Below are 14,450 nucleotides of genomic sequence, written 5' to 3'. Positions count from 1 at the left end.
AGAGGCAGAGGCAGAGGCAGTATGCTGGCTCTCCCTGGCGAATACCATCCCGGCCTCTGAGCGGGGCCAGTCCAGACCCATGAACCAACCAAATGACAGGCAACAAAAAGGCCGCTCATGATGAGCGGCCTTTTTATCAAGACTATCGGGACTTAGCTGTCACGGCGCTTGTTGCCACCGAACTTGCGATCCTTGTTGAAGCCACCCTCACGGCGCTCCCCGCTCTTGTTGAACGGGCGGTCACCGCTGGGGCGGCGGTCCTTGTTGAAGGGACGATCGCTACGCGGAGGACGGGGGGCGGTGTTGCTGCCAGCCGGCACTTCGGTATAGCGGGTGATCATCAGCGGACGCTGACAAACACGGGCTTTCTTGATCACTTCCAGTACATCAGCGGTCATGCCTTTCGGCAGATCGACGGTGGAGAAGTCATCGGCGATGTCGATGTTACCGATGAAACGGCTCTCGATGTTCGCTTCGTTGGCGATGGCACCCACGATCTGGCCCGGCTTGACCCCGTGATGGGCACCCACGTCTACGCGGTAACGCTCCATCTCTACGTCAGGATTGTCTTTCAGCGGACGCGGCTCGAGGGACGGCATGCGACGAGCAGGACGATCGCCACGGTCGGCAAAGTCACGACCACCGTCACGGCGTTCGAAGTCACGGCCACCACGATCGTTGCTCGGGTTGAACTGCGGCTCAGGGATGGAGTCATCCAGGAGCAGCGGTTGGTCACCCTGCACCAGCTTGGCCAATGCGGCAGCCAGCTCCAGCGGATCGGCAGAATCTTCTTCGATCAGCTCGTTCACCAGGTTGTGGTAGATCTCAAGCTCTTCGCCCATCATGGTTTCCCGGATGCGCTCTTTGAACTTGGTCATGCGGTGCTGGTTGATGTCCTCGGTGCTCGGCATCTTCATCGGCTCGATGGCCTGACGAGTAGCGTGCTCGATGGCGCGCAGCATGCGGCGTTCACGGGGAGCAACAAACAGGATGGCCTCACCCTTGCGACCTGCACGGCCGGTACGGCCGATACGGTGTACGTAGGATTCGGTATCGTACGGAATGTCGTAGTTCACCACGTGAGTGATGCGCTCAACGTCCAGACCACGGGCGACAACGTCGGTGGCGATCAGGATGTCCAGCTGGCCTTGGCGCAGCTTGTCGACGGTACGCTCACGCAGCTTCTGCGGGATGTCACCGTGCAGCGCTTCACAGGCGTGACCACGGGCGGCCAGTTTGCCAGCCAGCTCTTCGGCAGCGTTCTTGGTGCGCACGAAGACCAGTACGGCTTCGTACGGCTCGACTTCCAGCAGACGGGTCATGGCGTCCAACTTGTGCAGACCGGTTACCTGCCAGTAGCGCTGGCGGATGGTCGGTGCAGTGGACGTCTTGGTGATGATCTTGATCTCTTTCGGCTGCTTCAGATGCTTCTGGGCAACACGACGGATCTGGTCCGGCATGGTGGCAGAGAAGAGCGCAACCTGACGGGTGGCCGGGCACTGTTCCATGATCCAGTCCACGTCGTCGATGAAGCCCATACGCAGCATTTCATCGGCTTCGTCCAGAACCAGGGCTTTCAGGCCGGAGAGGTCCAGATTCTTGCGACGGATCAGGTCCATCACACGGCCAGGGGTACCGACGACAACCTGAGCACCACGACGCAGGGCGCGGGTTTGGGTTTCGTACGAGGAACCACCGTAGATGGGCAGGACATGGAAGTCCGGCATGTGCTTGGCGTAACGTTGGCACGCCTCGGCAACCTGCAGCGCCAGTTCACGGGTCGGTGCCAGCACCAAAACCTGGGTATTGCGGTTACCAGCTTCCAGACGAGACAACAGAGGCAAGGCAAAAGCAGCGGTCTTCCCTGTACCGGTTTGCGCCTGCCCCAGCAGATCGTGTCCCGCCATCAGGTGGGGAATTGCTGCGGCCTGGATCGGTGACGGGCGCTCATAGCCCACGTCCTGCAGCGCTTTCAATACAGGCGCGGCCAGTCCAAGCTCACTAAAAAGGGGCAGTTGTTCGGTATCAGACATAGATTCTTCCAGATTAAGGCAGGCGGCTAAGCACCGCGGAATAGCAAAAAGGCGGCGATTATAGCGCCACTTTGTTCTGCTGTCTTGAAAAATGTGATAAGCCTCTCAAGACGTTGGCAATTATAGAGGGATCTTGCGACTATGGCTTGCTTATTTTGCACGCATGGTGCGTTATTGCAGATCACTCCTCGCTGGAGTCCTTGCCCCGCTTGTGTTTGAGCACTGCCATGGTCAGTCGACTGGTACACAATAAACGCCCACGTTCATCCCGCATTTCAATCTGCCACACCTGGGTCGTTGCCCCCAGATGCAGTGGCGAGCAACGCCCAGTCACCACCCCTTCCCGCTTGGCCCGCAGGTGGTTGGCATTCACCTCCAGTCCCACGCAGTAGCTGTCCGGTCCGACCGCCATATTGGCAGCCAGCGACCCCAACGTCTCTGCCAGCACCACGGACGCGCCGCCATGGAGCATGCCAAGGGGCTGATGAGTGCGGTGATCCACCGGCATGGTGGCCGCCAGCCAGTCGGGGCCAAAGGCCGTGTAGACGATGCCCAAGTGGGCCATCAGGGTGTTGTAGGAGCTGGCATTGAGCCCCTCCAGGCTCATGGGCTTAAGCCAGATAGCGCTGTTTTCTTGACTCATGACGAGCAGACTCCTTATGTGATCAACGGGTTATACACGAGCAATGTCGGCGAAAAAAGTCAGAAAAAAAGATGCCCCGATCAGGGGGCATCTTGCCAAGCCAGGTCCTGATGCCGGACTCTCACCAGGGATAGGTCACGCCGGGCCATTCGGCCCAGGGCAGAGCGCGCCCCGGCAGGCAGGGCTCGGGCCAGTGCCACACCTTGCCAAGCCATACCCGCAGCTCGGCTTCCAGTTCTGCATCGGTGAGGGATGCCTCGGCCACCTTCCAGAAGAAGAGCTCCACCGCCACCTCCGGCAGGACCGAGGGGTAGAGATAGACCCCGCCCCAAAATTGCGGCTCCCGATCCGGGCTCCAGAGGCCATAGGCAAAGGAGCGCTTGGCCAGAAACTCGGACCGCTGCCACTCCAGATCCCCCTCGTGCTGGCTCAGACTGAACTGGGCAGAAGGCCAGACGTCATCCGGGCGAAACAGCTGATGGAGCCGCTCGCGCTCGCGCAACATGGCCACAAACTCCACCACCGCCTGAGCGGAGGTGGCTGGCAACAGCAAGAAACGCGGGTGCCGAAAAGCTTGCGGCACCCGAAACCGTTTCGGCAACGTCAGCATCAGAGCAGTCCCAGCAGGGCCTGCAGCGGATGCTTGAGTTTCTCCCCCTCCATCCGCTTGACCTGGCTGCGGCACGAGTAACCGGTGGCCAGGCAGCGATCTTTGGGCAAACGCGAGAGCGGCTCTGCCCAGCTAAGCCCATAGATCCCCTTGGAATTGTCCACCTGTTTGGCATCGTGGCCATAGGTGCCGGCCATGCCGCAGCAGCCCACAGAGACAGGCTGCAAGCTGGCACCAAAACGCTGGAACAAGGTGCCCCAGTCGCCGTGAGTCGACGGCTTGGCGGTCTTCTCTGTGCAGTGGGCAAACAGATACCAGGGCTCGTCTGCCTGACGATCCCCTTGCTCCTTGGTCGCCGTCTTGGGCTCAGGCGCCGGCAGTGAGAGCAGCCACTCCTGAGGCAACAGTACCTGGAAGTCGCCACGGGCCGAGCCAAGGGCCTTGGCGTACTCGTCGCGATAACAGAGCACCAGAGAAGGATCCACTCCCACCATGGGGATACCCAGCGCCGCTATCTTGTTGAGGAACTGGGCGCTGTTGGCCGCGGTGCGGGCAAAGGCACGCAGGAACCCCTTCACGTGCTGGGGCTTGCCGTTGGGCTTGAATGGCAGCAGATAAGGTTGAAGCCCAAGCTTGCTGGCGAGCTTCACCAAGTCCCGCACCACGGGGGCGTCGTAATAACTGGTGAAGGGATCCTGCACTATGAGCACCACGTTGGCACGCTGCTCGGGGCTCATGGCCTCAAGGCCCGGCAGGTCGAAATAGCGCGCCTTGTTATCGTGCAGGGATTCGGCCAGGGTAGGCACGGAGAGCAGGGGCACATCCACCATGCCGATGCTCTTCTCGGTCGCCTTCTGGGCCCACTCTTTCTCCAGGAAGAAGTTGACCAATTTCGGCACCCGGGCCAGCAGTGGCGCATAGCTCTCGACGGTGCCGACGAAGTAATCCTTGGGGCCACGCAGATAGCGGCTGTGGTAGAGCTGCATGAAGCGGGCACGGAAGGTGGGCACATCCACCTTGATGGGGCACTGGCTGGTGCAAGCCTTGCACGCCAGGCACCCCTCCATCGCCTCCATCACCTCGTGGGAGAAGTCATACTGGCCGCGGGCGCGGGCCAGGGTGTTGCGAAACTTGTCGACAATGCTCTTGAAGCGCAGACCGCCGCTTTGCAGCGCCACCTCCTCGGCCAGCGGATCGAAGCCCTGCTCTGCCAGCTGACGCAGCCATTCGCGCATCAGGCCCGCCCGCCCCTTGGGGGAGTGGCGGCGATCACGGCTGATCTTGACCGAGGGGCACATGGGGGAGTCGGTCTCGAAGGTGAAGCAGAGGCCATTGCCGTTGCAATCCATGGCGCGGGTGTAGCTTTCCCGCACCGCAATCGGGATCTGGCGGTCGAACTTGCCGCGCTTGGGTCCGTCCACTGACACAAGCGGAGCCCCGCTACCATAAGGCATGCAGATCTTGCCCGGGTTGATGCGGTTGTCAGGGTCGAAGGCCCCCTTGACCCGCTGCAACTCTTCCCACAGCTCGCCAAAAAAAGCGGGGCTGTATTCTGAGCGAAAGCCCTTGCCGTGCTCCCCCCACATCAGGCCGCCATATTTGGCGGTGAGCGCCACCACCTGATCCGAGATGCGCCGCAGCAACACCTCCTGCTCCGGGTCGCACAAGTCCAATGCAGGCCGCACGTGCAGCACCCCAGCATCGACGTGACCGAACATACCGTAGTCGAGGCCATGGGCATCCAGCAGGGCACGAAACTCCATGATGAAGTCCGCCAAGGATTCCGGCGGCACGGCGGTGTCTTCGGTGAAAGCCACCGGCTTCTTGCGCCCCTCGGCGTTGCCAAGCAGCCCTACCGACTTCTTGCGCATGGCGTAGATGGTCTCGATGCTCGGCAGGTGACTGCACACCTGATAGCCGATAATGCCCGCCTCCTCTTTCGCCAGCAGCCCATCGATGCGGCGGCACAGCTCGGTCACCTTGGCCTGATGCTCCTGCTCGTCGGTATCGGCAAACTCGACGATATTGAGCCCTTGCAGATCCTTGCCGGGCACGTCCTCAATGAAGGCCTTGACCGAATGCCAGATGATGTCGGCACGGGCCAGCCCCAGCACCCGGGAATCCACCGTCTCCACCGACAGGGCCTGCGCCTCGACCATAAAGGGGGCGTTGCGCAGAGCCGACGGAAAGCTGTCGTACTTGACGTTGACCAGGGTGCGGTAGCGCGGTATGAGGGTGATGTTGAGTTTGGCTTCGGTGATAAAGCCAAGCGATCCTTCCGAGCCGCACAGCACCCGGCTCACATCCAGGGTGTCGCTGTCGGGCTGATAGAGATGCTTGAGATCGTAACCGGTCAGAAAGCGGTTGAGCTTGGGGAAGGTCGCCTCTATGTCGGCGCGGCGCTCGCGGCCGATGCGATAGAGGGTACGATAGATCTCCCCCTCGCGACTCTCAAGCGCCAGCTTGTCTTCAAGACGGGAACCATTGACCGGCTCTGTGGCCATGATGTCGCCATTCTCCAGCACGGCTTTCAAGCCCAGCACATGATCCGAGGTCTTGCCGTATACGAGCGACCCCTGCCCGGAGGCATCGGTGTTGACCATGCCGCCCAAGGTGGCGCGATTGGAGGTGGAGAGATCCGGCGAGAAGAAGTAACCGTGGGGTTTGAGGTAGGCATTGAGCTGGTCTTTCACCACACCGGCCTGGGCGCGCACCCAGCCCTCTTCCAGATTAATTTCCATGATCTGGTTCATATGGCGCGAAAGATCGACGATAATGCCGCCGCCCAAGGATTGACCATTGGTGCCGGTTCCGCCGCCACGAGGGAAGAAACTCAAGGCAGCAAACATAGGCTCCCGGGCCAGCTTGAGCATCACCGCAATGTCATCCGCGCTGCGCGGATAGAGCACCGCCTGAGGTACTACCTGATAGACGCTGTTATCCGTCGCCATCGCCAACCGGCTTGCATAAGATTTTTCGATATCACCACGAAATGCTCGGAGCTCTAGCAACTCAAGAAACTGCAGGGTTGCGGGTGACAAACTGTCCTGGTAATCGAGTCTCGGGATCATGAATCCTTGTTCCCATCCTTTGCTTGATGCCGGCACGCCGGCGACAACGACTGGCCAGCCGCCTCTTTGGGGCGCATCAGGCCAGTCCGCTCACATGTGAGCGGGCAGTATATCAGCTAGAAAACCGCTTGCACTTGGCTATATTCACCATTTGAAAGGAGGAATTTATATGGCTCATCACAGCTATATGCTCAGTAAAGTCATTAATAAGTTCATTACCACTGAAAAGCAGGCGTTAACCCTGTCCCTATTCTGTAGTATTTTTTTTGCCATTTTCGGTATCGGCTATGGCCTGCTGGTCGGCTCCAATGCCATCATGCTCGACGGCTTTTTTAGCTTATTCAGTATGGGTATGACGGGCCTGGGTCTGGTGACCGCCTACCTCGTTACCCGCCCCGATGATGACCGTTTCCAGTATGGCTACGCCCACTTTGAACCCATCACCAATTTCATTAACGGCACCATTATTCTACTGCTCTGTCTGGCCGCACTCTATAGCGGTATAACGACCCTGTTATCTGGTGGCCGTGAGATTAGCCTTGGTCACGCTTTGATCGCGTCAACCATCGCTACTGTCTTGTGCTCTCTGATGTATTTTATAGAAGTGGAGTTAGCAAAACAGTTCAACTCGGAACTGGTGCGAGTCGATTCCCAAGAGTGGCTGGTTGATACTATTTTAAGTACCACCCTGCTGGTGGGTTTTCTGGTGGCGATGGGATTGAGTGCTATCGGCTACGATCAATTCAACCACTATATCGACCCTGCCCTGGTCTCACTGCTGGCCGTGTGTGCCGCTATCGTTCCCATCAAAGTGCTTGGTCACAGTCTGCGAGAAGTGCTGAAGATCGCCCCCGAGGGGTATATTCCAGAGCTCATCGATCAGGAGATAGAGGCGTTGGGCCAGCGCCACGGCATCCGGTGTTACAGCCATCTGGCCAAAAGCGGCCGCCGTTTCGATCTCGAAATCAACATTCTGGTGCCGATAGGACAGGAGTGGCCTGTGGCGCGTCAGGATGCCCTGCGTCATGAGCTCTGGTCCCGCATCGGCGATGCCTTGGGGGATGCCTGGCTCTCGGTCTGCTTCACCCACGAAGAACGCTGGTTGTAAATAGCCAAACGGGAGGCGCAGCCTGGCCGCCTCCTCGCCATTATCACATCTTCATAACAGCCCTTGCCAAACTGCCGCCAGCCGTTATTATCAGGGCTCATTCTTAACCCGAGGTTTTATTGCCCATCATGGACAATCCCCGAAGTTACCCTTCGTTTCTCCCTGTCAAAATGTATCTGTTATTGCTCCACCAGCGCCTCTGAAAACACCCACGCCTCGTGCTCCACGGCCATTTTTCGCCGTCACTGACACCCGCTCTGTCTGTTTTTTTATTGAGGTCATTACATGGAATTGCTGCTGGATCCCCACATCTGGATTGGTCTGTTTACCCTGATCATTCTGGAAATCGTGCTGGGGATCGACAATCTGGTCTTCATCGCCATCCTGGTGAAAAAACTGCCCCCCGCCCAGCGGGACAAGGCGCGCATCATAGGCCTGTCGCTGGCCCTGCTGATGCGTCTGGGCCTGCTAAGCGTGATGTCATGGCTGGTGACCCTGACCACCCCCCTTCTTCAGCTCGGCGAACTGGTCTTCTCCGGTCGGGATCTCATCCTGATGGGCGGCGGCCTGTTCCTGCTGTTCAAGGCCACCACAGAGCTGCATGAGCGGCTGGAGGCCAACCCGGAGTCCGATGGCCACAGCGGTGTCTACGCCAGTTTTGGCGTTGTGGTGGCCCAGATCCTGGTGCTGGACGCCGTCTTCTCGCTGGATTCCATCATCACGGCGGTAGGCATGGTGGAACATCTCGGCGTCATGATGGCCGCCGTGACCATCGCCATGCTGGTGATGGTCCTCGCCTCCAAGCCCCTGACCCAGTTCGTCAACGCCCACCCGACCGTGGTGGTGCTCTGCCTGAGCTTCCTGTTGATGATCGGTTTTAGCCTGGTGGCAGAAGGGTTTGGCTTCCACATTCCCAAGGGCTACCTCTACGCGGCCATCGGCTTCTCGGTGCTGATCGAGTTCTTCAACCAGCTTTCCCAGCGCAGCGCCCTGCGCCACGAGGCCAAGCAGCCCCTGCGCGAGCGCACCACGGCAGCCATCTTCAAGCTGATGGGCAGCAAGACGTATCAGAACAGGCCTGACGATGATCTGGATGCCCCTGCCGCCGCCCCGGTGAGCTTTGGCGAGGAGGAGCGCTACATGGTGACCGGTGTCTTGTCGCTGGCCGAGCGCTCCATCCGCACCATCATGACCCCCCGCTCCGACATGGCCTGGATCGACGTCAACGACTCGCCCGCGGAAATCCGTGCTATGTTGCAACGGGAGCCCCACAGCCTGTTCCCGGTCTGTGACGGTGATCTGGACGAGGTCATAGGTGTACTCAAGGCGCGGGATCTGCTGTTTGCCCTCAACGAAGGGCAACCCTTAAGCGAACTGGCCAAGCAGAACGACCCCATCATAGTGCCGCAGAGCATCAACGTGATCCGGCTGCTGGCAGAGCTGCGTCAGGCCAAAGGGAGCCTGATCCTGGTCTCCGACGAGTTTGGCGTCATCCAGGGGCTGGTCACCACCCACGATCTGCTGGAGGCCATCGTCGGCGAACTGCCGGACGAGGACGAGACCCCGGACATGGTGCGTGATGGCGAAGGCTGGCTCATCAATGGCAGCACCAACATCCACCATGTGGAGCAGGTGCTGGAGCACGAGGGGCTGGTGAGCGAGAGCGACGAGTACGTGACCCTGGCGGGCATGCTGCTCTCTCACTTCGGCTCCTTGCCCACCCCCGGCCAGCAGCTGCAACTGCAGCAACTCTGCTTCGAGGTGGTCGAGGTGAGCGAGCGCCGGATCGAGCGGGTACGGGTCATGCTGCTGGGGGCCTGAGCCCCGGCCGCATCAACAAAGAGGGCCGCTTCGGCCCTCTTTGCTTATTCCGTCTCCTTCAGATGCCCGCTGGCAAGCCAGCGAGCGCCATTCTGGCCCTGTGCCGATGGATTGATGCCATCACGGCAATTCTTTTCTGCAATTACCCCTCTTTTTCACAACAAGCCGCAGGGATAGAGTGGCCTCACTCCCACCATGAGGCACTCACGATGAGCCACGATCACCTGTTCTGCCCGCTGCGCCTGGGCCAATTACACCTTAACAACCGTATCGTCATGCCCCCCATGACCCGCTCTCGCGCCAGCCAGCCCGGTGATGTGGCCAATGCCATGATGGCCGCCTACTACGCCCAGCGCGCCGAGGCGGGCCTCATCATCAGCGAAGGCACCCAAATCGACCCCCTGGGCAAGGGCTATGCCTGGACCCCGGGGATCCACAGCGCCGAGCAAGTGGCTGGCTGGCAGCTGGTGACCGATGCCGTCCATGCCAAGGGGGGCACCATCTTCGCCCAGCTCTGGCACGTGGGCCGGGTCACGCATCCCGACAACCTGGGCGGCACCCAGCCCATCTCCTCATCGGCCATCAAGGCCGTGGGCGTCAAGGTGTTCGTCGATAACGGCAGCGATGCACCCGGCTTTGTCGACACCGTCACCCCGCGCGCCATGACCCAGAGCGATATCGACGAGGTGATCAGCCAGTTCCGTCAGGCGGCCCGCAACGCCATCCGCGCCGGTTTTGACGGCATAGAGCTGCACGCCGCCAACGGTTATCTCATCAACCAGTTTCTCGATTCCGAATCCAATGCCCGCACCGACAACTACGGCGGCTCGCTGGAAAATCGCCTGCGCTTCTTGAAAGAGGTGACAGAGGCGGTCTGCGCCGAGATCGGGGCCGACCGCGTCGGCGTGCGCCTCGCGCCGCTCACCACCCTCAACGGCACCGTCGATGCCAACCCACAGCAGACCTATCTGGCCGCCGCCCGCTTGCTGGGAGAACTGGATGTGACCTACCTGCACATCGCCGAGGCGGACTGGGACGATGCCCCCTTGATGCCGGAGAACTTCAAACAGGGGCTGCGGGACGCCTTCCCCAACACCCTCATCTATGCGGGCAAGTACGATGGCAAGCGGGCACGGGCAGCCCTCCAGGCCGGTTGGGCCGACATGATTGGCTTTGGTCGCCCCTTCGTCGCCAACCCGGACCTGCCGAACCGGCTGCGCCACGGCTATCCGCTGGCGTCTCACGATCCGGCCACCCTGTTCGGTGGTGGCGAGCCGGGACTGACCGACTATCCGATCTATCAAGAGGCCACCGAGCCGCAATCAACCTGAGACCGGTTAGCGGCCCATTCAGGCACCCAGCCCATCAACACACAGCAGGCCCGCCATCACTGGCGGGCCTGCTGTGTTGTGTCGCCGATGCCGCCAGCTGCACAAGACTAGTAGAGGGCGACCCCGTGACAGGCAGCGTAGATCCTGATCTCCCGGGTGAGCCGTGCCTTGTCTGCCAGGCTCAGCCAGCTCGCCTCGACGGCATTGAGCGACAAGCGGCAGAGCTGATTCATGCTGGCGCCAAGGTCATGGGCCAGGGCGTGGAAGTTGGCCGCCATGTAACCGCCAAAGTAGGCAGGATCGTCGGAATTGATGGTGACGCAGAGCCCCTGCTCCAGCAGGGTAAGCACGTTGTGATGGGCCATGCGCTCAAACACCTTGAGCCGGGTGTTGGAGAGGGGGCAAACGGTGAGCGGCAGCCGGGTATCGGCCAGATAGCGCAGCAGTGCAGGATCGTCTGCCGCACGCACCCCGTGATCGATGCGTCGCACCTGCAGTTCATGGATGGCCTGCCAGATGTAGTCGGCGGGCCCCTCTTCCCCCGCATGGGCCACCACCGGCAGTCCCAGCGCTCTGGCGCGGGCAAAGACCCGGGCAAACTTGGTGGGCGGATTGCCCTTCTCCCCCGAGTCGAGGCCGATGCCATGAATGCGGGCGAGGAAGGGCTCGGCCTCTGCCAGAGTGGCGAACGCCTCCTCCTCGCTCAGATGGCGCAGGAAGCTCATGATGAGACGCCAGCTGATGCCAAACTCCCGCTCCCCGCTCTGCAACGCCCGCTCGATGCCGCCCAGCACAGTCGCAAAGGGGATACCGCGGGCGGTGTGGGTCTGCGGGTCGAAGAAGATCTCCACATGCACCACCTTGTCGGCGACGCAGCGCTCAAGATAGGCCCAGGTGAGGTCGAAGAAGTCCTGCTCGGTGATGAGCACGCTGGCACCACGGTAGTAGAGGTCAAGAAAGGATTGCAGGCAGTCAAAGTCGTAGGCGGCGCGCACGCTGGTGACATCGGGCCAGGGCAGGACCACCCCGTTGCGTTTGGCCAGGGCAAACATCAGCTCAGGCTCGAGCGTCCCTTCGATATGCAGGTGCAACTCCAGCTTGGGCAAACCGGCAATAAAGTTATCCATGATGACGGCTCCATCAACGCACAGACCACGGGATCTGCCACTCGCAGAGCGGATCCCTCCCCTCTTCTGTTCATTGTGCACCTATCTCTGTTTGTGGGGGAGACTTGTCATCAAACAGACTTATAATGGCGTCACAAAAACAACATAACTAATTGAAGATATTAAGCGTTGGCAACCGTCATAGCCCCGCTCTTGCGCCCTATACAAGGAGTTCCCATGAAGAAAAGCGTCATCTGTGATATCGACGGTGTCATATTGCACAACAACGACCTCATTCCCGGTGCTGACCGTTTCGTCCAGCGCCTGCTGGAGCAGGGCAGCAAGCTCCTGTTCCTCACCAACTACCCGGCCCAGACCCAGAAAGATCTGCAAAACCGCTTCCGCTCCGCCGGGATCGAAGTGCCGGAGGAGTGCTTCTACACCTCCGCCATGGGCACCGCCGATTTTCTCAAACGCCAGGATGGCAAGAAGGCCTATGTGATTGGCGAGGGGGCACTGACCCACGAGCTCTACAAGGCCGGTTTCACCATCACCGACATAGACCCCGACTTCGTGGTGGTGGGCGAGACCCGCAACTACAACTGGACCATGATGCAGCTGGGTGCCAAGTTCGTGGATCAGGGGGCCCGCTTTATCGCCACCAACCCGGATACCCACGGTCCCATGATGCACCCGGCCTGCGGCGCCCTGTGCGCCCCCATCGAGCGGATGACCGGCAAGAAGCCGTTTTATGTCGGCAAACCGAGCGCCTGGATCATACGGGCGGCGCTCAACCGGATGGAGGCTCACTCCGATGACACCGTCATCATAGGCGACAACCTGCGCACCGATATTCTGGCGGGCTTCCAGGCCGGTCTCGAAACCGTGCTGGTGCTCTCCGGGGTGAGCAAGGTGGCGGATATCGACCGCATGCCATTTCGACCGAACCATATTTTCGACTCCGTGGTCGACATCGATATCGTCTAATCACCACCCAAGAGTTAAACAGGGCGGGACGCTCCTGCCCTTGCTGGACCTGTTATGGAACCCATTCTGATCGCCGTGGCCTTTGGCTGCGGCATGGTAGTCAATCTGATTGGCTTGCCCCCCCTGCTCGGCTTTCTGGCCGCCGGTTTTATCCTCAACGGCATGGGTTATCACAATACCCCCGCCCTGAGCGAGGTGGCCGATCTCGGCGTCACCCTGCTGCTGTTCACCATTGGTCTCAAGCTCAATATCAAGACCCTGATGCGGCGCGATGTGTGGGGCACCACCAGTCTGCATCTGCTGCTCTCCACCCTGCTCTTCACCGTGGTCCTGCTGGTCTGCAAGGGGCTGGGGCTCCACCTCGCCCTGTCGCTGGACTGGAAGCTGGCACTGCTGCTGGGCTTTGCCCTCTCCTTCTCCAGCACTGTCTTTGCGGTCAAGGTGATGGAGGATCGCAGCGACATGAATGCCCTCTACGCCCGGCTCGCCATCGGGGTGCTGATCATGCAGGATGTGTTCGCGGTGGCCCTTCTGACGCTTTCCAGCGGCAAGTGGCCCAGCATCTGGGCGCTCTGGGTGCTGGGATTGCCACTGCTGCGCCCCCTGCTGTTCAAACTCCTGGAGCGGACCGGTCACGGCGAGTTGCAGGTACTGTTCGGCGTCTTTCTGGCGCTGGTGGTGGGGGCGGCCGGCTTTGAAGTGGTCGGGCTCAAACCGGATCTGGGGGCACTGATCATCGGGATGCTGCTCGCCTCCCATCCGGCGGCGGCGGGGCTTGCCAAGGCGCTTTTTAACCTCAAAGACCTCTTCCTCGTCTGCTTCTTCCTCACCATCGGCCTCAACGGCCTGCCGACCCACGACACCATGTTGCTGGCGCTGTCGCTGGTGCTGGCCCTGCCGCTGAAAAGCGCCCTCTACTATCTGGTCTTCAGCGGCGCCCACCTGCGGGTGCGTACCGCCCTACTCTCCACCCTGGCGCTCACCAACTTCTCGGAATTTGGTCTGATCGTCGCGGCCATTGTCGCCAAGGCGGGCTGGATCTCCCACGAGTGGCTGGTGGCAGTCTCGCTGGCGCTGGCGGCGAGCTTTATGATCTCGGTGCCGCTCAACAGTCAGAGCGAGCGGATCTACCACAGACTCGGCGGCTGGCTGCGCCGGATCCAGGCCAACACCCTGCACCCGGAGGAGAGGCCCATCGAACTCGGCGATGCCGAGGTGATCATCCTTGGCATGGGGCGCATCGGCCAAGGGGCCTACTTCGAGCTGGAGAACAAATATGGCAACGTCATCCTCGGGGTCGAGAACGACAGCGAGAAGCTGCCCACCCTGCGCGCCCAGGGAATAAACGTCATCGAGGGGGATGCCACCGATACCGACTTCTGGGACAAGGTGCTGCTCTCCCATCAGGTCAACCTGGTGCTGCTGGCGATGCCCCACCACTCGGGCAATCTCTACGCCATCAAGAAGCTGCGCAGCCACGGATTCAACGGCAAGATCGCCGCCATCGTCCGCTTCGAGGATGATATTGCCTCCCTGCAGGAGCAGGGGGTGGATGCGGTGTTCAACGTCTACGACGAGGCAGGCAGCGGCTTCGCCCGCCATGTGATCCACCGCTTGCAGCCGCTCTGACCCTTAGCGTTGCGGCGCTTGGCAAGGGGAGACGCATCGTTTAAGTTATGCTCAACCTCGTTTAATAAAACGAACAAACGCGGGGCCGGGATGGCCCCGCTTTTATACCCT

General features: G+C 60.6%; 10 protein-coding genes. 5 read left to right on the top strand and 5 right to left on the bottom strand.

The window, feature by feature from the left end; translation table 11 throughout:
* Positions 1-152: 152 nt before the first annotated feature.
* The 4 genes from BN1129_RS11695 to ydiJ form a co-directional block, all read right to left on the bottom strand.
* Positions 153-2,033, bottom strand: coding sequence for a DEAD/DEAH box helicase (locus BN1129_RS11695; RefSeq protein ID WP_042036703.1), 1,881 nt, complete (start codon positions 2,031-2,033; stop codon positions 153-155).
* 181 nt (positions 2,034-2,214) lie between these two features.
* Entirely contained in the window at positions 2,215-2,676 is a 462-nt protein-coding gene (locus tag BN1129_RS11690) for a hotdog fold thioesterase (protein WP_042036702.1), read from the bottom strand.
* A gap of 121 nt (positions 2,677-2,797) precedes the next feature.
* A complete protein-coding gene (locus tag BN1129_RS11685; RefSeq protein WP_042036700.1) occupies positions 2,798-3,286 on the bottom strand; it encodes a hypothetical protein in 489 nt (162 codons plus the stop codon).
* A complete protein-coding gene (ydiJ, locus tag BN1129_RS11680; protein ID WP_042036697.1) occupies positions 3,286-6,357 on the bottom strand; it encodes a D-2-hydroxyglutarate dehydrogenase YdiJ in 3,072 nt (1,023 codons plus the stop codon). Before ydiJ ends, BN1129_RS11685 begins: the two co-directional genes overlap by 1 nt.
* Before the next feature lie 169 nt (positions 6,358-6,526).
* Here ydiJ and BN1129_RS11675 point away from each other — a divergent pair, with 169 nt between their 5' ends.
* The 3 genes from BN1129_RS11675 (at position 6,527) to BN1129_RS11665 (ending at position 10,617) form a co-directional block, all read left to right on the top strand.
* Complete coding sequence (locus BN1129_RS11675) at positions 6,527-7,465, top strand: cation diffusion facilitator family transporter (RefSeq protein WP_042036695.1); 939 nt, start codon at positions 6,527-6,529, stop codon at positions 7,463-7,465.
* Between the two features lie 285 nt (positions 7,466-7,750).
* Positions 7,751-9,286, top strand: coding sequence for a TerC family protein (locus BN1129_RS11670; RefSeq protein ID WP_042036694.1), 1,536 nt, complete (start codon positions 7,751-7,753; stop codon positions 9,284-9,286).
* A gap of 209 nt (positions 9,287-9,495) precedes the next feature.
* Positions 9,496-10,617, top strand: a complete 1,122-nt coding sequence (locus BN1129_RS11665; protein ID WP_042036692.1) for an alkene reductase — start codon at positions 9,496-9,498, stop codon at positions 10,615-10,617.
* 107 nt (positions 10,618-10,724) lie between these two features.
* Here the strand turns inward: BN1129_RS11665 and BN1129_RS11660 are convergent, their stop codons facing one another.
* Positions 10,725-11,744, bottom strand: a complete 1,020-nt coding sequence (locus BN1129_RS11660; RefSeq protein WP_042036689.1) for an adenosine deaminase — start codon at positions 11,742-11,744, stop codon at positions 10,725-10,727.
* Positions 11,745-11,960: 216 nt separating this feature from the next.
* Between BN1129_RS11660 and BN1129_RS11655 the strand changes: the two genes are divergently transcribed.
* Entirely contained in the window at positions 11,961-12,710 is a 750-nt protein-coding gene (locus BN1129_RS11655; RefSeq protein ID WP_042036688.1) for an HAD-IIA family hydrolase, read from the top strand.
* 54 nt (positions 12,711-12,764) lie between these two features.
* The gene (locus BN1129_RS11650; RefSeq protein ID WP_042036687.1) at positions 12,765-14,339 is read left to right on the top strand and encodes a cation:proton antiporter family protein; all 1,575 of its coding nucleotides are present in this window, start codon (positions 12,765-12,767) and stop codon (positions 14,337-14,339) included.
* Positions 14,340-14,450: the final 111 nt, after the last annotated feature.

The sequence above is a fragment of the Aeromonas popoffii genome (assembly GCF_000820025.1).
Lineage (GTDB): Bacteria > Pseudomonadota > Gammaproteobacteria > Enterobacterales > Aeromonadaceae > Aeromonas > Aeromonas popoffii.
This window is presented reverse-complemented; position numbering and strand designations above follow the sequence as displayed.

What these genes read in the sequence shown, in the direction of transcription:
- BN1129_RS11675 (WP_042036695.1), top strand. Translation starts at nt 6,527, where the DNA reads ATGGCTCATCACAGCTATATGCTCAGTAAAGTCATTAATAAGTTCATT.
- BN1129_RS11690 (WP_042036702.1), bottom strand. Translation starts at nt 2,676, where the DNA reads ATGAGTCAAGAAAACAGCGCTATCTGGCTTAAGCCCATGAGCCTGGAG.
- BN1129_RS11660 (WP_042036689.1), bottom strand. Translation starts at nt 11,744, where the DNA reads ATGGATAACTTTATTGCCGGTTTGCCCAAGCTGGAGTTGCACCTGCAT.
- BN1129_RS11665 (WP_042036692.1), top strand. Translation starts at nt 9,496, where the DNA reads ATGAGCCACGATCACCTGTTCTGCCCGCTGCGCCTGGGCCAATTACAC.
- BN1129_RS11655 (WP_042036688.1), top strand. Translation starts at nt 11,961, where the DNA reads ATGAAGAAAAGCGTCATCTGTGATATCGACGGTGTCATATTGCACAAC.
- BN1129_RS11695 (WP_042036703.1), bottom strand. Translation starts at nt 2,033, where the DNA reads ATGTCTGATACCGAACAACTGCCCCTTTTTAGTGAGCTTGGACTGGCC.
- BN1129_RS11685 (WP_042036700.1), bottom strand. Translation starts at nt 3,286, where the DNA reads ATGCTGACGTTGCCGAAACGGTTTCGGGTGCCGCAAGCTTTTCGGCAC.
- BN1129_RS11650 (WP_042036687.1), top strand. Translation starts at nt 12,765, where the DNA reads ATGGAACCCATTCTGATCGCCGTGGCCTTTGGCTGCGGCATGGTAGTC.
- BN1129_RS11670 (WP_042036694.1), top strand. Translation starts at nt 7,751, where the DNA reads ATGGAATTGCTGCTGGATCCCCACATCTGGATTGGTCTGTTTACCCTG.
- ydiJ (WP_042036697.1), bottom strand. Translation starts at nt 6,357, where the DNA reads ATGATCCCGAGACTCGATTACCAGGACAGTTTGTCACCCGCAACCCTG.